Here is a 20,157-nt window from a genome sequence, read left to right as displayed (position 1 = left end):
TCTGCTATAAGTTAACTCAAATTAATTCATTTTTGAGATCAAAGTGATTAAGCATCCACCCCATCCTGTGCCAGATGTCACCTCTGTGATTACCGATTTGTCTGCAGCTAATCCAGAACAGATCCCTTTATATCTGTCGCATTTTCGTAGTGTAGATGAGCAAGGCCGCTATTTGCATTTTGACGAGCTGAGGTTTCGGGTTGCAAAAGAGTTAAATCCAGAGTGGGTGTGGGCTTTTGTCAAAAGTTGCAGGCTGGCGCAACAGCAGCCGTTGTTAGCGCTTGGCGAACCTGCTCAGAATTGCAGTTTTATGCTGACCCCAATCATTCAAAAAGCAGTTTCTTTTACTGACAGATACAGCACTAAAACTGTGCTGGAAAACATCAGCAGGCAAATTGGCGAAGCTCAGCAGTTTGAGTATCTGCTGAACGACCTGATCCAGGATGAGGCGATTAGCAGCAGTCAGTTGGAGGGGGCTGCCACTACCACTTTAGTGGCAAAAGAAATGCTGCAAACTAAGCGTAAAGCAAGAACCGCAGACGAAAAAATGATTATTGGTAATTTCCAGATGATGCAATGGGCCTGGGAGCAGAGGCATAAAAGTTTAAACCTGGAGTTCATTACTGAATTGCATCGGATTGGAGTGGAAGGTATTGCGGATGAGAAATATACGCCCGGTGTGTTCAGACAAACTGACGATGTAGTGGTTATGGGCAGGGATGGAGAGGTATTGCATCAACCTCCTGCTGCTTTAGGTATTGTCGATCGTTTACAACTACTTTGTGATTGGTTGAACACCTGTCATGACTCGGCGGAAAGTCCAAACTATATACATCCATTAGTGAAAGCCATAGTTCTTCATTTTGCGATAGGGTACGAGCACCCATTCCGGGATGGTAATGGCAGAGTAGCCAGGGCGTTGTTTTATTGGTTTATGTTTAAAAACGACTATGCGGCTTTTCGGTATATAGCTATTAGTCTGCTATTAAAGAAGGCGCCTGTGAAGTACGGTAAGTCGTATCTGCACAGTGAAACTGACCAATTGGATCTGACCTATTTTATTGATTACCAATGCAGCATAGTGTTACGGGCTATAGAGGACTACAGGGCTATATGTGAGCAAAACATCAAAGAAAATGAGGCATTTCTTCATTGGCTATGGTCATCCGGTATCTATCAAAAACTAAATGAAAAGCAGAAGATTGTGTTTCAGGTAGCCCGCAGTGGCAGCGCTAAGTTATTTACCGCTAACAATGTGAAAGAGAATTTGGGTTGTTCTTACAACACTGCGGCAACAGTGCTGAACGAGCTGGTTGAACTGGAGCTGTTTAGCAAAGTAAAAGAAGGCCGGGAATGGGTATACAGGATGTTGGATAAACAACAAATTCAGCATCGTTGGGGAATGTAGCTCCGTTAAAAAGTATCAATAAGCTTGCTGCCGTTTCCCTAAGACAGATATAGACTGGATCGGTGCATAAGCGCCTGAATGGATGAGACAAGGAGATAAAATGAAAAAACTAATAGGATTTTGTTTGTTATTAAGCCAGCCCGTGCTGGCCAACGTGATCCCAACAGAGCCCCATATTTATGTTGAGGGTTATGCAGAGCAACTGGTGTATCCGGATATGGTGAAAACTACAGTGGATATTACTGAACTGGATATGGACCCGGAGTTGGCGAAACAAAAGGTGGAGCAAAAAGCCAGTGATCTATTACTTGCATTACAGCCGCTGGGTATAGGTAAAGAGCAAATTAGCGCTTCACCATTGAGTATTGAAGTTGAGCATAATTATGAAAATAAAAAGAAAATACTTCAAGGTACAAGAGTTGGCTGGACTGTTGAAATTACATTACCTGAGCCAGCTAAATATTCCCGGTTGATGGATGTGCTGGTAAAAAGCGGTATCAACGATATTTTGAATAGCGTTGGCGTGATAAAAGACCAACGGGCGATCAAAAAACAAGTGGCAATGCTGGCGTTAAAAGAAGCCAGACAAAAAGCTGAAGATATGGCGGCTACGCAGGGCAAAAAAATTAAAGATGTTTATTCAATTAGTGAGTTTAAGACACGTTCGGACGATCAATACAGTTTGACGCCAACTCAATCCATCGATGGAGCATTGAGCAACATATCTTATGATGCTGTGTCTGTATCGGGTGCGAGGCGGCAAGCTGTTTTTGAAATCAGCGCTATGAAAGCCAGTGCTGTGGTTTATGTGGTGTATACCCTGAAGTAAGGCTTTGATGACACCTCAACAGCAAAACGCAAAATTTAAAATTTGCGTTTTGTTCTTGTGTTGCAGAGTTAATTCATTGTTTTAAATGTGTTTTTGGTATTTTATGAGTTGTGTTTTCCACTGATATTTTTGATGTTGTTTGTTACAAAACTCAATTTGGAAAAATTACCTTTGGATCTGTGCATGCTAAGAAATGTTCTGCCTCAATCCGGTGCCATTTTGCACCAATTCAACGCAAGGTTTTGATCGTCACCTGCACATAAAATAGCCATTATTCAATAAAATCAGCTAGTTAATAAACTGGCATTCTTTGTGCTTTTGTTTAACCAGCGTTACTCGTGCATTGGCAAAAGCTAATGCAACACAATTTGAATTTAAGCACATAGCTTTGGCTGTGCGCTGGCAACGAAGCCTGGTTTCTGACCACCTTTTTGGTGGTGCAGAGCCGGGCTTTTTTTATGGGCAAAATTTGGTGGCTGAGTCAGTCGCCAAAAGCCTTAAGGACAGAACAATGCAGCAGACCAAACAAATTCTGGTGATCGGCAACGGCATGGTGGGCCATCATTTTGTGGATCAATTACGAGCTAAAGACCCGTTGGCACAGATCACTGTGCTTTGTGGTGAAGCTCAGCTGGCTTATGACAGGGTGCATTTATCCGGCTATTTCAGCGGTACCAGCGCAGAACAACTGGCGTTAACCACAGAAGAAGCCTATCAGGCGACCAATATTCAGTACAGCCTGAATTGCTGGGTGGAGCAAATTAACCGTGAACAGCAGTTGGTGGTGACCAGTCAGGGCGGTCAGTTTTATTACGACGAGCTGGTGCTGGCGACTGGCTCTTACGCTTTTGTGCCACCAATTCCTGGTAATGATCAGCCGCATTGTCTGGTGTATCGCACTTTGCAGGATTTAGATGCAATAGCGCAAAGCGCTGCTGTAAGTAAAGTGGGTGTGGTGATAGGTGGTGGTTTGCTGGGGCTGGAGGCGGCCAATGCGCTGAAACAACTCGGCTTACAAACTCATGTGGTGGAGTTTGCGCCCCAACTGATGGCTGTGCAGCTGGACCAGGGCGGCGGTCAGATGTTAAGCCAGAAAATTTCTGAACTGGGTGTGCAAGTGCATACCGGCAAAGCCACTCAGGCGATAGTGGCTGGCACTGAATGTCGTTATCAGTTGCAGTTTGCCGATGGCGAAAGTTTAGAGACTGACTTAGTGCTGTTTTCTGCTGGCATCCGGCCTTATGACCAGCTGGCGCGCAGCTGTGGTTTAGCTGTAGGCGAGCCGGGTGGCCCACGTGGTGGAATAGTCGTCAACGATCAGTGCCAGACCTCAGACCCACATATTTACGCCATAGGTGAATGTGCCTTATGGCAGCAAAAGATTTTTGGTCTGGTGGCGCCTGGTTATCAGATGGCGCGTGTGGTGGTGAGTCAACTGACTGGTGGTGAGCAGAGTTTCACTGGTGCTGATATGAGTACCAAGCTGAAACTGCTGGGTGTGGAAGTGGGTTCTATTGGCGATGCCCATGCCAGAACGCCCGGCGCTTTAAGTTATGTGTTTACCGATCCGCGTGCTCAAGTCTACAAAAAAATGGTGGTGAGCAAAGACGGTAAGCGTCTGTTGGGTGCTGTGCTGGTGGGTGACACCAGTAACTACGACAGTCTGCTGCAATATGCTCTCAACGATATGCTGCTGCCAAAACAGCCGGAACAACTGATTTTACCAGCAGCGTCCGGCGCACCTTTAGCGGCTTTAACTTTACCCAACAGCGCCACCATTTGTTCCTGTCATAACGTGGCGAAAGGCGACATAGTGGCGGCTATGGACAGTGGTTGCTGTGATTTAGCTGGCATCAAAAGCTGCACTAAGGCCAGCACAGGTTGTGGTGGTTGTACGGCTTTGCTGAAATCAGTAGTGGATGACGAGTTGAAAAGCCGTGGTGTTGAGGTGAAAAATCACCTCTGTGAACACTTTGCTTATTCCCGTCAGGAACTGCTGCATCTGGTGCAGGTAGGCGGTATTAAAACTTTTTCTGAACTCTTGAGCCGTCATGGTCAGGGTTTGGGCTGCGATATTTGTAAGCCCACTGCAGCTTCTATTCTGGCGTCGAGCTGGAATGATTATGTGCTGAAAAAACCTCATGTCGGTTTGCAGGACACCAACGATACCTTCCTTGCCAATATGCAAAAAGACGGCTCTTATTCAGTGGTACCCCGTATTGCAGGTGGCGAAATTACCGCAGAAAAACTGCTGGTGATAGGTCAGGTGGCTTTGGATTTTAACCTCTACACCAAAATTACCGGTGGTCAGCGTATCGACTTATTTGGCGCGCGTTTAGAGCAGTTACCTGCCATTTGGCAGCGTTTGGTCGATGCAGGGTTTGAGACAGGTCATGCCTATGGCAAGTCGCTGCGGACTGTGAAGTCTTGTGTTGGCAGCACCTGGTGTCGTTATGGTGTGCAAGACAGTGTCGGTCAGGCCATAGCTATCGAAAACCGCTACAAAGGCTTACGTGCACCACACAAAATCAAAATGGCAGTGTCGGGTTGCACCCGCGAATGTGCTGAGGCGCAAAGCAAAGACATAGGCATTATTGCCACCGAAAATGGCTGGAACCTTTATGTTTGCGGTAATGGTGGTATGAGACCACGCCACGCTGACTTATTTGCCACCGACCTCGATACCGAAACCTTAATCCGCTACATAGACCGCATTCTGATGTTGTATATCCGCACAGCTGACCGTTTGCAGCGCACTTCAGTCTGGATGGAAAAGCTGGATGGTGGTCTGGACTATCTGCGCAAAGTCATCATAGACGACGAGCTGGGTTTAGCGGCAGAGCTGGAAAACCAGATGGCTGCCTTAGTGAATACTTATGCCTGTGAATGGAAAGCCACATTGGACGACCCACAAGCACTGAAACGTTTCCGTCAGTTTGTAAACAGCCCGGATGCGGATGAAAACATCGTTTTTGTTGAAGAACGTTCACAAATTCGTCCTGCTACGGCAGAAGAAAAACGCCAGTGGTTGCAACAAATCCCAATCACAGAGCTGCCTGTCACAGCTTTAGCAGAGGAGAACTAACATGGTCTGGACTGATATTTGTGCTTTTGAAGATTTAGTCGAAAATAGCGGCATCTGCGCTTTGCTGAACGGCCAGCAGGTGGCGGTGTTTTTGCTGGAGCTGCAGGGCGAACCGCAGATTTATGCTGTGGGTAATTACGACCCTGTGGGCAAAGCTAATGTGCTGTCGAGAGGGATTTTAGGTTCTGTAGGTGAGCAAATAGTGGTCGCTTCACCTTTGTACAAACAGCACTTTGACCTGACTACAGGCCAGTGCGTAGAACAACCTGAAGTGGTGATCCCTGTGTATGGGGTGAAACTGCAACAGGGCAGGCTGTGGCTGAATGCTGAACAACAAAATCAACAAGCATCAGCGGCCTGATCGCAAGGCTCACAAAGAACCGCGATAAAGGCAAAGGACAAGGCAAAAAGGCAGACAAAAGTAAAAGGGTGGGAAGCAAGATGAGTGTAATCAGTCATTTACTACGAGTACCACAGGCGGCGCAGTGGCTATCCGGCTGGAACTGGAAAGGTGAAGCTGCACAAACAGAGCAGCAAAAGCCTGAAGGTAAAGGCCAGGTGGTGCTGATAGGTGCAGGGCCTGGTGATCCTGAGCTGCTTACCGTCAAAGCTCAGCGTTTATTGCAGCAGGCTGATGTGCTGTTGTTTGACAGTTTAGTTTCGGCTGAGCTGTTGGCGATAGCGCCACGGCGTTGCAAAAAAGTCTTTGTGGGTAAAAGAGCGGGCCGCCATGCCATGCCACAACAAGAGATCAACCAGTTGCTGGTTGAATACGGTCAGCAAGGTGGTTTAGTGGTGCGGTTAAAAGGTGGCGATCCGGCGATTTTTGGCCGGGTGTCAGAAGAAGCAGCAGCTTTGCAACAAGCCGGTATTGCCTTTGCGATAGTGCCTGGCGTCACCAGCGCCTGTGCTGCTTCAGCCTATTGTGGTATTCCATTAACAGCCCGAGGTTGTGCAACTTCAGTGCAGTTTTTAACGGCGCAGTTTGCCGACCCTTTGAGGCAACCCGATTGGTCTTGTTATCAATACAGAGCCAATGGTTCTAACCCCACTTTGGTGGTCTATATGGGGCTCAATCGCTTGCAGCAACTCTGTGCTGGTTTAGTTTGTGTTGGCTGGCCACAAGACACCCCTATAGCACTGCTGGATCAGGTCAGTACTGCTCAGCAAAAACAACTGCAGGGCACATTGTTCGATATCAATGATCGTCTTGCTGCGCATCCTCTGGCTGGCCCAACTCTGATAGTGGTTGGCGAGGTGCTGGATCAGCGAATGAAAGTCGATTTGAGCCTGTTGCAGCAAGTCGCCGTTACCAGCTAAAGCTAACCCGTTTTTTAATTTCGTTTTGCCCTCTGGCGGCTTTTAAGCGTCAGTTGGCGAAGCTTTACCCAAAATACAAGGAATGCCTTATGCGCTATTACTCATTAACCGCTTTGGCCATAGTGGCCGCTTGTACTTCAGTTTCTGCTGTGGCTGAAGAAGCAACTTCCGCTGCTTTAGCTGCACCTGAACTCAAGATGTTATTCCGTTACCGGCTGGAAGCTGTGGATCAGGAAGGCCTTGCTGAAAATGCATTGGCCAGCACCTTGCTCTCGCGTTTTAGCCTGACGCAAAAATTCAACCATAGCTGGTCGGCAGGTGGTGAATTTGATTATGTCGCAGCTATAGGAGATAAAAATTACAACGACAGTATCAACGGTAAAACTGCTTATCCAGTGGTGGCCGACCCTGCTGGTGCCGATTTAAATCAGGCTTTTATCCAGTATCAAAGTGACAGCCAGACACTCAAAATTGGCCGTCAGCGCATTAACTTAGCTAACGAGCGTTTTGTTGGGGGTGTCGGCTGGCGCCAGAATGAGCAGACTTTTGATGCGGTGCGGTATCAAACCAGCTTGTCTCCTGAGTTAAAACTGGATTACAGCTACAGCAGCAAAGTGAACAGAGTATTTGGCAGTAAAAGCCCACAAGGCGACTGGAGCTCGGATTTACATCTGCTGGATTTACGTTATCTACCCAGCAGCAACCATCAGTTAGGTGCTTTTGCTTACCTGATGGAATTTGAAGATGCGCCTTTGGTGTCAAACCAAACGCTGGGGCTGGATTATCAGTACAGTCAGGTTTTATCGCAAAGCAGCCGTTATCAGCTTTATGGCTCTTACGCCTGGCAACAAGATGCTGGCGATAACCCAAACTCGTACAAAGCAGACTACTGGATTCTGGAAGCGAGCTTCTGGCTGGGTGCCTGGCAAAGCGGAGTGGGTGTTGAGGTTTTAGGTTCTGATACTGGTTCTGGTAACGGCATAGGTTTCGCCACACCGCTCGCCACTTTGCATAAGTTTCAGGGTTTTGCTGATAAGTTCCTGACAACACCTGCCAATGGCATTGAAGATAAGTATATAAAGCTGGGCTATAAACTGGACAAGCTGGAGCTGATAGCCTTTTACCACTGGCTGGAAGCTGCAGAGGGCGGAGCAGATTATGGCAAAGAGCTGGATCTACAGCTGAGTTATAGCCTGAACGCTCAGCATGCGGTGTTGCTGAAATATGCTGATTATCAGGCGAACAGCTTACACACAGACACCAGTAAATGGTGGCTACAGTGGCTGGCGAAGTATTAACTGCACTGGCAGTTTCAGATGCACAATCTCGTGCAGCAATGCACCTTTAAGGGGCGTTGCTGCACTATTGGGTTGGGTCAGAATAGATCAAAGATCGGCTTAGCCCTGTGCTGACCTGCTCTGACGAAGAGAGTGCGGTTGTGGAATAAGCATTGCTAGAGCTTATGGATATGAAGTTTTTTGTGTAACAGATGAATCATTCAACCGCACTCTTTTTGCTCTCTGCTAAACAGGCTGAAATAAAAGCCCTGCAACAGCTTTCGGCTAACTGTTTACTGGTGACCAGCATGAGTGAATTGGTGCATCAGTTGCAACGTGAGCGTGGCATCAGTAATATTTTTCTGGCGTCAGGCTGTGAATTATTTGCAAAGCAGCGTCAGCAGCAACTACTACAAAGCACGAAAGCAGAGCAGCAACTACGCACTCAGTTAACGCAGCAATACCTGCAGGCGGCAGAACCTTGTAATAGCAGCCGTTTATTAAGTGGTGTTTGTCTGGCGCTTCAGGGCATGGATCATCTGGCTGAGTTACGTGAACAGGTTGGTAAGCAGAAATTGACTCCGCTGCAATCGACAGAAGCTTATAGCCGGTTAATTGCAGCCTGGCTGGCCGTAGTATTGGAATCGGCCGATTTAGCTTGTGACGCTGCTATTACCCGCTTTCTGGTGGCTTTATTTAACTTACTGCAAACCAAAGAATATGCCGGACAAGAGAGGGCATGGGGCGCTATGGGTTTAGCTTCAGGTCAGTTAACAACTGAGCTTGCTGAACGTTTGTTATTGCTGCAACAGGCGCAACAACACAGTGCCGCTGTATTTCTGGAGTTTGCCACTGTTGGTCAACAACAAGAGTGGCATTTACAGGAACAAGCCAGCGCAACAAAACAACTGCAGCAACTAAGAACTATGATCCAACAACTGTCAGGTACCGAAGCTCCGGTGCCTGCGCTGAGCGATCTGTGGTATCAGTTTGCGACTGAACGTATAGACGCTATGCATTTGTTGCAGGCAGGCCTGACTACAGAATTGCAGCAACTGACTTCCTCCACTGTAGAAGCTGCATTGCAGCAGCTGCAACAGCATCAGAATCAACTGACTGAATTAACAGAGTTGCCAGCCAGTGCTGGTTTAACTTTGCTTGTCGATCCCAGCATGCCGGGTTTATATGGAGCTTCAGCGCTGCCAGGCAGCTTTGCGGAACAAAATGTACAGGCACCCAGCCGATCCTTTTATCAGTTGCTGTCTGAACAGGCGCAGCATATCCGCCAAATGCAAACCGAACTGACAGACGCCCGCCGCGCTATCACTGAACAAAAGCTGATAGACCGCGCCAAGTTGTTGTTGATGCAGTATAAAAAACTGACGGAAGAACAGGCCTATCGCCAATTGCAGCAAAGTGCGATGAAACAACAATGCCGTATTGCGGATGTAGCTGGTGCTGTAGTGAAAGCCTTGGTGCCGGTGAAAACTTAACCGGGTAAGGTTTTAGTCCGCCTGTTGTTTTTCTGGTTTTAATCTGTTTGGCATTATACTCTGCGCGAAAAACACAGAGCGTTTTAGATATGACCACAGAATTAAAAATTGAAGATATGGTGCCGGGGGAAGGCAAAGCGGCAGAACGTGGCGCTTTAATCACAGCCCATTATCGCGGTTGGTTGGAAGATGGCACAGAGTTCGATTCATCCTATAAAAGAGGCGAAGCTTTTCAATGCATTTTAAGTAACAACAGAGTCATTCAAGGCTGGATTTTAGGCTTAAAAGGCATGCAGGTTGGCGGCAAACGTAAGTTGTGGGTGCCCGCCCATTTAGCCTATGGCGAACGCCAGATTGGAACTATGATCCCACCGAATTCAAACCTGATTTTTGAGATAGAACTATTGGAAGTGTTGACGCGGGACTAATGATTTCGTTGTGAAACACAGCTGTTTTGTTATCAATAAGTTACAGCTTTGAAACCACTTACATTGGTTTGTCGTATAGCTCCGCTTTTTATCTTAATCTAGTTGATAATGATTCGTATTGATGTATTATTCGCCCAACTTTATTGGGGGGTGATCATGGCTTTACGACAAAAATTCAGCAAGCTGCCAGTGGTAGTGGCAGTGCAATTGGCTTGTATGGTGGCTGCAGTTCAGGCTGCGGATGATAAAGCCGAAAAAGAAATTGAAAAAATCACTGTAGTGGGCAACTACACAGTCAATGAAAACATTGATACGGCCACAGGTTTAGGTTTGTCTTTGTTTGAAACGCCTCAGTCTGTCAGCGTGATTACCTCACAACGTATTATTGATCAGGGTTTCAGTGGCATTAACGAAGTCATTAGCCAAACCGTAGGTGTGTCGGCTAAACAGTTAGATACAACCCGCAATACTTTTAGCGCCCGTGGTTTTGATATTGATAAATACCAGATTGATGGCGTGCCTTTAGCCTGGAGTTTGGCGGGTGACTCAGGTGAAACTATCGCAGATGTGTCTATTTATGAACGTATTGAGGTGGTGCGTGGCGCAACGGGTTTATTAACAGGTGCCGGCGACCCTTCTGCTTCAATCAACCTGGTGCGTAAACATGCTGATTCTGCTGAGCTGACAGGTTATGTCAATGCAGGTATTGGCCGCTGGAATAACAGATTTATCACCACTGACCTTTCCACTGGCTTAGATAGTCAGGGAGATGTGCGTGTGCGTTTTGTTGCCAAAAAAGAACTGGGCGACAGCTTTATGGATATCCCTGAAGACGATAAAACAGTGCTCTATGGCATAGTAGATGCTGATTTAACCAATCAGACCTCTGTCAGTTTTGGCAGCAGTTATCAGGACAACGACCCTAAAGGTTCAACCTGGGGTGGTTTAGCAGCCTGGTTTAGCGATGGCTCGCAAACCAACTGGGACAGAAATATCACTTCTGCTGCAGACTGGACTTACTGGGCATCAACCAACGCCAACACTTTTGCCAATCTGGTGCATAACTTTGCCAACGGCTGGCAAGGCAAAGTGAGTTACAACTATACGAAAAATACTGCAGATACCCAGTTGTTGTATCTGTCAGGTAACCCGGATAAAACAACAGGTCTGGGTTTAAATTCATTTCCTTATAAAAGCTCTGGCACCAGTCAGCAAAACAGCCTTGATCTGCAGTTAAAAGGTGATTACCAGTTATCAGGCCGCAGCCATGAGTTTGTGGTGGGTATGTTAAACAGCGATCAGGAAGCTGAAACTGTCACTTTTGCTCAGACCTCAGCTTTTACACCTGTAGGTAATTTTTATGAGTGGAATGGTGGTAGTTATCCGGAGCCGACTTTCTCAACAACTCCTGCGGTTGCTGTAGATTTAGAGACAGAACAAGACGGTTATTATGCAGCCACCCGATTTTCTCTGACCGATGATTTAAAACTGATCGCCGGTGGTCGTTTATCGAAGTGGGAGCGCACAGGCGTTAATTACGGCGTGGTTGAGAACTATGGGGATGACAGTGTGTTTGTGCCTTACGCTGGTTTAATGTACCAGCTCACTGCAAACCACAATGCCTATATCAGTCAGACTGAAATTTTTAAACCACAAAATGCCCGTGTAGCTTCAGGCGATTTTATTGACCCGCTGGAAGGCACTAACACTGAATTGGGTTTAAAAAGCTCTTTTCTCAATGGTGCAGTACAAACTGCAGTCGCTCTGTTTAAGATAGATCAGGACAATCTGGCGCAGCCCATTGGCACTTTCCCGCCAGTGAATGGTTTACCTCCTCAAACTATGTACCGTGCTGCTCAGGGTGTGGAAAGTAAAGGCTTTGAAGTGGAATTGATAGGACGGTTAACAGAGAGCTGGAACATCTCTGCTGGTTATTCTCAGTTTAAAGCCGAAGATGCTGCAGGTACTGAAGTGAATACCGATCACCCGCGGAAAAAGCTGAACCTGTTTACCACTTATGACTTTGCTAATGCGTTAGAAGGTTTAGTCATAGGTGGTGGTATCAGTTGGGAGGATGAACAATACAGTGGTACAGCACCAAAAATCCTGCGTCAGGACTCCTACAGCTTAGTAAGTTTGATGGCACGTTATGAGGTGACACAACAGTTATCTGTGCAGTTTAATCTTGATAACTTGTTTGACGAAACCTACTACAGCCAGATTGGTTTCTTTGATCAATATGGCTACGGCACACCACGTAACTTCACTTTAGGCGCAACTTACTCCTTCTAAAGTGATGACAGATCAGAGCCTTGGCTCTGATCTGTAAGTCTGCTTCAGTCAGTAACACAGGGGGCAGAGTTAATACTCTGCCCCTGATTGTTTCGCTCAACCTAAAGCGTAATCCACAGCTGCACAAATGACGGCTACCTGAGCGGCATTACATTGCTCCGGGCTGGCTTTAGGGCTGTCCGGATAAACCTCAGTGGTAGTGACAAATTTGGCATCTGTCATACCGCCACAAAGCCCTAAAGAGCGTTTCGGGTAATTCACTACCCCAAACTGTGCGAGTTTTTCACCTATCAGACAGCCATTTTCATCAGCTTCAGCTATATGAGTGACTTTTTGTACCGCTTCGATAATAGCGCGCTGAAAACCAGCTTCTGGTTTATCTGTATCACCCACCAGATAAAACCCATCAGGGATATTCCAGTTGTGATTGACGTTGCCATCCCGTGCTGCTTTAGCCGGACGGAATTCGCTGTTGTCTGAGTCTGTGGTTTCATGCAAATCGGTATGGACTAAGATTTCTCCGGCATGTTGACGCACAAAATTCATCGCAAGAGTAGCCTCATCCGACTGACTTTCAGCGCCAAAGGAGCGGTTTGGATCTACTGCTTTTGGATTCCAGCGGTTGATGCTTTCATAACCCCAGGGGCTGATGCAGGGCAACACCAGCAGATTCACCTGTTCGCTGTAACGGCTGAATTCTTCTTTAATAAATTGCAAAGCTCCTTGCACACCACTGGTTTCATAACCATGCACACCGCCAGTCACCAGCACTATGGGTTGATCGGCTTGCCAGTTTTTGCTGCGCACAGCAAAAAGCGGATACAGAGGTAAATCAAAACTACGGTAGTCCAAAGCACCATAGCTCACCAGTTCAGCCGTATCAGGCAGATACTTACGAAGTGGTGCAACTACTTCATCTGCATAGCTACGTTTGATCTGCTGTTCACTTAACCACTGCTTTTTTTCAGCCTCGCCCCAAGGCGTGCCTACAGTACCTATGTGATAAATAAAGTCTTTGTTTGGGGTGGTCATACCGCACCTTTTTTGTTTTATATGAATTTGTTGTTATTCAGTGGTCATTTCGTCGGCAATTTGCAGCAGACTTGCGGCTAAAGTTGCCGGGTCCTGAGCACCTGATATCAGATAACGCTGGTTGATCACAAAAGCTGGCACTGAACTGATACCCGCTTGTTGGTACTGGGCTTCTTCGGCACGTACTTCGTCAACAAACTGCTGTGATTGCAGCACTTTTAATGCTTCGTCTGCGTTAAGTCCGGCTTTATCCGCACACTTTTGCAGAACTTCAGTATTTGACACATCTTCTGCAAAACCAAAGTAGGCTTCAAACAAAGCTTGTTTCAGCAAACTTTGTTTATTAAAAGCCGCTGCCCATTTCACTAACCTGTGAGCGTCAAAGGTATTGCAGGTAAAGCGTTGCTGCATTTTGTCAAAATTAAGACCTAAGTCAGCTGCAACTTGCATCATCGACTGTTGTGATGCACGCATTTCGTCTTCACTGCGGCCATATTTTTTACTTAAGGCTGGCAAAATTGGCTCTGGAACCAGCTTTGGGTCCGGGTTTAATTCAAAAGCACGCCATTGAATGCTGACGTCGACTTTCTCTTTGATGCTGTCCATGGCTTGTTGCAACCGGGCATACCCTATGGCACACCAGGGGCAAGCAATGTCGGACACTAAATCTATATGCAGGTTTTTCATTGCGGATCCTGAAATCACTAAAGATAGTTCGTTTGATCTGGTTACGTGGCTGATAAATATCAAGAGCAGTAAAGGCATTGTCATTGAGAAAGGAGATGTGGAGCTGGAAATACCAGACGGGATTATAAGTCCCGGCTGGTCTAAACGAAGTCAGTTTTCAGGCTGCAGCATAGGTTGAATTAAAAGCGGTAATTGATACCTGCGCTGATGCTGTCCACATCCAGGTTATCTTCATCATCACCTACTTTGGGCAAAACAGCGTATTCAAAGGTGAAGCTCAGATTAGGCGTAAAACGCAATTCCGCGCCAGCGCCGTAAATCAGACCGTCTTCACTGTGACTATCGCGCAAAGTGTCGCCATCATTGACTTTAAAATCGTATTTGGTTTTATTAAAACCAGCCATGCCATACACAGACAGGGTTTCCAGCACAGGCCAGGATGCTTTACCCAGCACTGAATAGCTGTGATCGACTCCTACTTTTGCAGAGGTAAGTGCGCTTGAATATTCTTCATCCTGTATACCTAAACCAAAACGGCCTTCAATGGCGAATACGTCATTTAACTGATAACCAGCGACCGCAGATAACACACCAAAGTCCCAGGACACATCATCCACACTTTGTTGACTGTACTGAGCACCAAAATAATAAGGTTGCTCTGCCTGAGCTGAAAACACTGCGGCTGAACAACCTAAAGCCATCATGGCTACTGCGATTTTGTTTAACATATTTTTCCTTAAATAATCTGAAAGAGCAGTTTGGCCCTAAGGCCTGACTGATGTCCTTAATAGGACTGGGGCAGCTTATGTTAATAATTGTGAATATGAGATTAACGAAATTTGTGATTAACAAATAAGGCAGAGCAGAGTAAAATTCGCGCAGGGTTTGATGTCACTCTGACCCGAATGATGGTTATAACACAGTAAGCAGGAGGCCTTGATGGCAAAAAAACCAACGGCTGAGCATGGCCGCGGCGAGATCCGGGATAATGCACTCAAAGCTTTAGTCACCAGTAAGTTGTTTCAGATGCAAGTGGTGAAAGCGAAAAAAGGCAAAGGCTCTTACAGCCGCCAGAAGTTTAAACAAGGGCAGAAGTGTGATCACTCTGCCCTTGTTGTTTCTGCTTTTTAATCCTGTTATTTCCGCTTCTTTTTCCCGCTTATCGTGTTTTTTAAAACCATAAACAAGTTTAATTGAATTTAATATAACCATACGGAATAAAAGATCAGGAAAAATAACTTTGTATCCCGCCCAAACTTCAGTAGAATGCGCGCAACCATCTGGACGTCTAAACGTTTGTGGTTGTATTTTAACTTGCTGTTCTGCACTTCACAGATCCAAAGTAGAAGTATGACAGTCAGGTTCATTATTTAGCTGTAATTCAGGCAAATCAGTCCGCTGGATGCCGGTTTTTGTTGTAAGGGTAAAATCCTATGTTCACCAGTTCACATCGCTTCTGTGCTGCTTTTGCTGTTGTGCTTGCCACCGCACTGCTGCGTTGTTGTCGAATGCCTCATTTCTCAGCTCGTCCTTTGATGTGCTGCTAAGTCTTTTTCGCTTCTGTCGCTGCTTGTCAGTCGCATTAAGCGCTGCGGTTTAACCGCGTCATACAGTTTTTTTATAAAAATTATTGGGTCTGGTCAGGCGTTTAATCCGCTCTGGCACAGCTTTATCCAAATTTGAGGTCCTTATGTTAAAAACAACCCCTTCTGGCTTTGCGCCTAAGCTTAGCCTGCTGGCTCTGGCTATCTCCGCTTTTACTCCTGCACTGGCGGATGAAAGCAAAGTGGAACGTATTCAGATCACAGGTTCATTGATTAAAAGAGTACAGCAGGAAAATGCCACTCCTTTGTTGCAAGTGACGGCTGAAGATATTAAAGCCAGTGGCAAAGTCACCTTAACTGACGTATTGCGTGACTTAACAGTGAACTCTGGCAATAGCTTTGACGAACAATACACAGGTAGCTTCTCTGCAGGTTCGGCCTCTATCGGTTTACGTGGTTTAAGCCCAAAAAACACTCTGGTGCTGGTGAATGGCCAGCGTGTGTCTAACTATGGTTTTGCGCTGAATACTCAGGATACTTTTGTTGATTTAAATGCCTTGCCGTTAAGCGCAGTGGCGCGAATTGAAGTGTTAAAAGACGGAGCTTCTTCTGTCTACGGCTCCGACGCCATAGCTGGAGTGGTTAATATTATTCTGAAAAAGAACGTGCAGGAGACAGAGCTGAAAGCTTCTACCGGCGCTGCTACTCAGGGTGGTTTAGAGCAGCGGGCTTTGGGTTTAGTCACGGGCACAGGTGATTTAAACCAGGACGGTTACAACCTGAGTTTAACTCTGGATTGGTTTGACCGGGAGCGACTGGATGCCAGCGACAGGGATTTACTCAGCAGCGGCGATTTCCGCCATTTGCCAGGTGGTAAGTTATCCGGCTGGAGCAGTCAGGGAGCTAACAGCTTACAAAACCCTTCTGCTCCTGCAGCTTTTGAAAATTGCCCTGCAGGTGCTGTAAAACGCCCATGGACAGACTTCACACCAGGTCGTGCCGGTGAAGTTTGTGCTTTTAATACTCAGCCTTTTAATACTTTACAGCCTGAAGTGACCCGTCGTCAGGCCTCTTTGCAAGGCACCTATCAGGTGTCGGATAAGCTGCAAGCCACCACTGAAGTGCTTTACAGCTACAACGATTCGGCAATGATTTTTGGCTCGCCTTTAACAGTAGGGCCGGGTTTACGGGCTTATGATCCAGCCAACAGCACTTTAACCGATATCACAGTGGCTTTACCTGCAGGGCATCCGGATAATTCAACCAATGCCGCTTTGCCTTTTGAATACACGCTGTTCGATTTAGGCCCACGGTTAAAAGAAAACAAACAAATCTTCAGCCGAGTGCTGGCTGGCTTACGTTATCAGGGTGATGAATGGGACTTACAGTTCAATGCTCTGCAATCGAGCAGTCATCAGCGTGAATATGTGGATAACTTCGTTGATCGTTTTGCCTTTGAGCAGGCGTTGCAGCAAGGCAGTTACCGTTTTGATGGCCGTGAAAATTCCGCTGAAGTGTTGGATGAATTACGGCTGCAAACCCGTCGTCCCGGTACTTATCATTTAAGCTCCATCAATGCCAGTGCCAGCACAGTGTTAGCAGAACTTGAGCATGGTCCGCTGGCCTTTGCCGCTGGTGTGGATTTACGCCGCGAAAAAATGGATGCTGGTACTTCGCCTGAAGTCTTGTCCGGCACCGAGCTGCGTCCTGCTATTAATCTGGTGAAAGGTGAACGTGAAATTAAAGCGGCTTTTGTTGAATTCAGTGTTCCGCTGTTACAGGATTTAACCGCCAGTCTGGCTGGCCGTTCAGATCACTACGACGACTTTGGCAGTGCCTTTTCACCTAAAGTGGGCGTGCATTATGTGCTGGCCGAAGACTGGCTGGTACGGGCGTCCTGGTCGAAAGGCTTCCGTGCGCCGTCTTTGCCTGAAATAGCCAACAGCAACACCATCAGTTATGGCGCTGTGATTGACCCCAATGATCCGATTGAACCCGGTGTGCGCCGTGGTTTTACTCAGCTTCGCACCGGTAACCCTGAGTTGCAGCCAGAGCGCTCGAAAAACTTAAACACTGGGGTAATTTGGTCTTTTACTCAGCAAGGCAGTGTAGGTGTGGACTGGTTCCGGATTGAACAGGATCAGATCATTGGTGTCGATAATGCTCAGTTTATTGTTAACAATCCTGCTGAGTATACCGACCGTATTAAACGGGATGCACAGGGCCGTTTGCAGATTGTCAGTAATCAATACAACAATCAGGGCAGCAGAACTACCTCTGGTATTGACGTTGATTTTAATTACAGATGGGACTTGGCTGCAGGTCAGTCGCTGGCCTTTAAATCGGTCTGGTCACGTTTAATCAGCTACAAACAAGCTTTAGTGGCAGGTCAGGCTGAAATTAATGGTGCAGGTACTAACCAGTTTGGCGCTTTGCCGCAGTGGAAAAACAGTACCAGTCTGAACTGGTCAGTGGCGGATTGGCGTAGCAGTCTGATCAGCAGTTACAGCAGCAGTTACGAGCAAAAAATAGCAACTCAAAGCAGCAACCCCGGTTTGCAAGCCAAAGTAGCCAGCTATACCCAACTGGATGCTCAGGTCAGCTATCTTGGGATAGCCAATACGGAGCTGGCGTTATCTGCAGGTAACTTAACAGACAGAGACCCGCCTTTTGATCCTGCTGCCGGCGGCGATTATTTTGATACCAGTTTGTATAACCATAAAGGCCGGACCTGGACGCTTAGCGCCAGCTATCAGTTCTAAATCATTGCGTAAAACGTTAAGGGCTGTATTATGCAGCCCTTTTTCATTGTATGCACAGGGCATTCAGTTGTGGTTCAACTCTTCGGCTTTACTCTTTGTGCTGCGTATTTATCCACTCCATCTTCAACCCACTAATGCATTAAGGGAATTTTATGTTTGACGCCGAATTCAGCAAGTTAGAACAGTTAATTCAGAAATTAATTTCACAAAACCAACAGCTCACCGCCCAGGTACAACAACTGGATCAACGAGAGCAGCAGTTGCAGCAGGAACTGAAAAAAAGTACAGATCAGCTGGAAACCCTGCAGTTACACGCCATGGAATCTGACGATCAGAAACAAAGGGCGCAGCAGAAATTGCAGCAACTGACCCAGTTATTTGAACAACAATTGTCAGCCTGAAGATGTTAAAGCAGCCTTTGGTGGTCGAACAGAAAGTAGTGATAGCCGGTCGTGAGTACTGGCTACGCTGCCTTGTAAAGGAACAAGCCGAACTGCAGGAAGCGGCGCGGCTGCTGAACACTAAAATCGCTCAGGTAAGGCAAGGTGCCGGTCATCTGTCGATGGAACAAAGTATAGTACTGGCGGCTTTAAGCCTGGGCCAGCAACTGGTTACTCAGCAAAATCCTGCCGTTGATGAAACAAAACAGCGGTTGGCGAAGTTGACGGCATTAATAGAAGCTAACAGCTAACTATTTAACTTTTATTTAACCGTTAAGTTTTGGTTCAGCCGACTTTGGCAAACTGAATAATAGTATGCATACCAGCTCGTGGTCGGTGGCAATAAAATTTGATTAACTCTAAAGGAACGAAGTTATGATGCAATTTAAAGCTTTGCTGACTGCCGCCGTTGCAGTTGTAGCCTTGAGCGCCTGCAGTTCAAATGCTGACGACCAGCAAAAATATGTGCAGCTTTATAAAGAAGCACCGCAAAAAGTGATGATTGTGGTGCATGGTGGTGAGGCTGTGCCTGTTGAGCTGGTTCAGGCTTTTGCTAAAGAAGTGCCGAATGTAGTGGCAGACCATGGTTTTGTGGTGGTTGATGCAGCACAGCGGCAACTGACCGAAGTACCGGCATTAACTGATGTGGATGCTGTGCTTTATGTGGATATTCAGCGTTGGAGCAAAGACGCCTCGGCTATTATTGCCGCAGAGTCTGTAGTGGAGTTGGAATTTAAATTAGTTTCTGCCAAATCCGATCAGAACTTATGGCGTCATCAGGACACACACACTAAAACCCATTTGTATCTGGGCGGTGAAGCTGTGTCGGAATTGATCCATCGTGCATTTTTTGAGGCTTCAACGACCTATGAAAATCGCGCCAGTGCAGTGACGAAAAAAGCGTTTTCAGATTTCCCGGAAGTGTTGGCTGCGCGTCGTTAGTCTAAAAGTAAGGTCAGAGTCCTGGACTCTGCCCCGACTTACTTACAAGGCTGGTTTTTGCTGTTGATATCACAAATATGGATTTGGTTGGTGTAATCCAGCCATAAATCCCATTCGGTTTGCAAAGGTAAGCTGCGCCATACCTTGTTAAATACATAGAGCGACTCTTTGCCCGCTATGGATTTATGCAGAATTTTGGAATAAGCGCCGCTTTTGCTTTTACATTCTGACACCCAGACCAAAGCAGGGTAACCATTGACCGGCTCTTCGCTTAAAATCTGACTGTCAAATAACTCGTCGCAATTACGCTGGCCTTGTTGATCATCAATGGTTTTGGTTTTCATCAGGTCGCTGTTGGGTTGTTGTTCAAACACAAAACTTTGCACATAGTTTTCTGAATCAACAGACTGCCAGCGCATCTCTGTGACATTCTCCATCTCTTTTGGATTGCTTTGGCTGACTGTCCATTCGCCTTCAGGCAAAGGCATAGGTTGCTGCAACCGCTCGGTGTAACGCGGTATGGCACAGGCGGTCAATAACATGCTACTGATCAAAACAAAGCTGAAGTTGGTTTTCATAGGACTCAAATTATTTATCATCAATGGGAGCAGCGCTTTT

Annotated in this window: 18 protein-coding genes; 14 read left to right on the top strand and 4 right to left on the bottom strand. The window is 46.6% G+C overall.

Annotated elements, in window-relative coordinates; all coding sequences use genetic code 11:
* The first annotated feature begins 43 nt into the window (after positions 1-43).
* From J2W69_RS13780 to J2W69_RS13740, 9 genes are all read left to right on the top strand, one after another.
* Positions 44-1,408, top strand: coding sequence for a Fic family protein (locus tag J2W69_RS13780; RefSeq protein ID WP_310279481.1), 1,365 nt, complete (start codon positions 44-46; stop codon positions 1,406-1,408).
* A 100-nt stretch (positions 1,409-1,508) separates the two neighbouring features.
* Positions 1,509-2,237, top strand: a complete 729-nt coding sequence (locus J2W69_RS13775) for an SIMPL domain-containing protein (RefSeq protein ID WP_310279479.1) — start codon at positions 1,509-1,511, stop codon at positions 2,235-2,237.
* Between the two features lie 511 nt (positions 2,238-2,748).
* Entirely contained in the window at positions 2,749-5,322 is a 2,574-nt protein-coding gene (gene nirB / locus J2W69_RS13770) for a nitrite reductase large subunit NirB (protein WP_310279477.1), read from the top strand.
* Position 5,323: 1 nt separating this feature from the next.
* Positions 5,324-5,683: a nitrite reductase small subunit NirD gene (nirD, locus tag J2W69_RS13765; protein ID WP_310279476.1), complete on the top strand. Its 360-nt coding sequence runs from the start codon at positions 5,324-5,326 to the stop codon at positions 5,681-5,683.
* Between the two features lie 80 nt (positions 5,684-5,763).
* Positions 5,764-6,642, top strand: coding sequence for a uroporphyrinogen-III C-methyltransferase (cobA, locus tag J2W69_RS13760; RefSeq protein WP_310279474.1), 879 nt, complete (start codon positions 5,764-5,766; stop codon positions 6,640-6,642).
* 89 nt (positions 6,643-6,731) lie between these two features.
* Positions 6,732-7,940: an alginate export family protein gene (locus J2W69_RS13755; protein ID WP_310279472.1), complete on the top strand. Its 1,209-nt coding sequence runs from the start codon at positions 6,732-6,734 to the stop codon at positions 7,938-7,940.
* Between the two features lie 287 nt (positions 7,941-8,227).
* The gene (locus J2W69_RS13750; protein ID WP_310279470.1) at positions 8,228-9,412 is read left to right on the top strand and encodes a nitrate- and nitrite sensing domain-containing protein; all 1,185 of its coding nucleotides are present in this window, start codon (positions 8,228-8,230) and stop codon (positions 9,410-9,412) included.
* Positions 9,413-9,501: 89 nt separating this feature from the next.
* Positions 9,502-9,840 carry an FKBP-type peptidyl-prolyl cis-trans isomerase gene (locus tag J2W69_RS13745; RefSeq protein WP_310279469.1) on the top strand — a complete coding sequence of 113 codons (339 nt, stop codon included), beginning with the start codon at positions 9,502-9,504 and terminating at the stop codon, positions 9,838-9,840.
* Positions 9,841-9,996: 156 nt separating this feature from the next.
* Entirely contained in the window at positions 9,997-12,132 is a 2,136-nt protein-coding gene (locus J2W69_RS13740) for a TonB-dependent siderophore receptor (RefSeq protein ID WP_310279467.1), read from the top strand.
* Positions 12,133-12,228: 96 nt separating this feature from the next.
* Here J2W69_RS13740 and J2W69_RS13735 read toward each other — a convergent pair whose 3' ends face one another.
* From J2W69_RS13735 to J2W69_RS13725, 3 genes are all read right to left on the bottom strand, one after another.
* Positions 12,229-13,164, bottom strand: a complete 936-nt coding sequence (locus J2W69_RS13735) for a M14 family metallopeptidase (RefSeq protein ID WP_310279466.1) — start codon at positions 13,162-13,164, stop codon at positions 12,229-12,231.
* 33 nt (positions 13,165-13,197) lie between these two features.
* Entirely contained in the window at positions 13,198-13,851 is a 654-nt protein-coding gene (locus tag J2W69_RS13730) for a DsbA family oxidoreductase (protein WP_310279464.1), read from the bottom strand.
* A gap of 179 nt (positions 13,852-14,030) precedes the next feature.
* Positions 14,031-14,579: a porin family protein gene (locus J2W69_RS13725; RefSeq protein ID WP_310279462.1), complete on the bottom strand. Its 549-nt coding sequence runs from the start codon at positions 14,577-14,579 to the stop codon at positions 14,031-14,033.
* Between the two features lie 211 nt (positions 14,580-14,790).
* Here J2W69_RS13725 and J2W69_RS13720 point away from each other — a divergent pair, with 211 nt between their 5' ends.
* From J2W69_RS13720 to J2W69_RS13700, 5 genes are all read left to right on the top strand, one after another.
* Complete coding sequence (locus J2W69_RS13720) at positions 14,791-14,982, top strand: alternative ribosome-rescue factor A (RefSeq protein ID WP_310279460.1); 192 nt, start codon at positions 14,791-14,793, stop codon at positions 14,980-14,982.
* Positions 14,983-15,541: 559 nt separating this feature from the next.
* Positions 15,542-18,157, top strand: coding sequence for a TonB-dependent receptor plug domain-containing protein (locus J2W69_RS13715; RefSeq protein ID WP_310279459.1), 2,616 nt, complete (start codon positions 15,542-15,544; stop codon positions 18,155-18,157).
* Between the two features lie 152 nt (positions 18,158-18,309).
* Positions 18,310-18,558 (top strand): hypothetical protein, encoded by a 249-nt coding sequence (locus J2W69_RS13710; protein WP_310279457.1) that lies wholly within the window; start codon positions 18,310-18,312, stop codon positions 18,556-18,558.
* A 2-nt stretch (positions 18,559-18,560) separates the two neighbouring features.
* Positions 18,561-18,848, top strand: coding sequence for a cell division protein ZapA (locus tag J2W69_RS13705; protein WP_310279455.1), 288 nt, complete (start codon positions 18,561-18,563; stop codon positions 18,846-18,848).
* Between the two features lie 124 nt (positions 18,849-18,972).
* Positions 18,973-19,539, top strand: a complete 567-nt coding sequence (locus J2W69_RS13700; protein ID WP_310279453.1) for a hypothetical protein — start codon at positions 18,973-18,975, stop codon at positions 19,537-19,539.
* A gap of 38 nt (positions 19,540-19,577) precedes the next feature.
* Here the strand turns inward: J2W69_RS13700 and J2W69_RS13695 are convergent, their stop codons facing one another.
* Positions 19,578-20,117, bottom strand: a complete 540-nt coding sequence (locus J2W69_RS13695) for a hypothetical protein (protein ID WP_310279451.1) — start codon at positions 20,115-20,117, stop codon at positions 19,578-19,580.
* Positions 20,118-20,157: the final 40 nt, after the last annotated feature.

Origin of the sequence: Rheinheimera soli (assembly GCF_031457405.1) — a bacterium.
Taxonomy (GTDB): Bacteria; Pseudomonadota; Gammaproteobacteria; order Enterobacterales; family Alteromonadaceae; genus Pararheinheimera; species Pararheinheimera soli_A.
The sequence above is the reverse complement of the archived record's forward strand: the minus strand, read 5'-3'. Positions and strand labels throughout refer to the sequence as shown.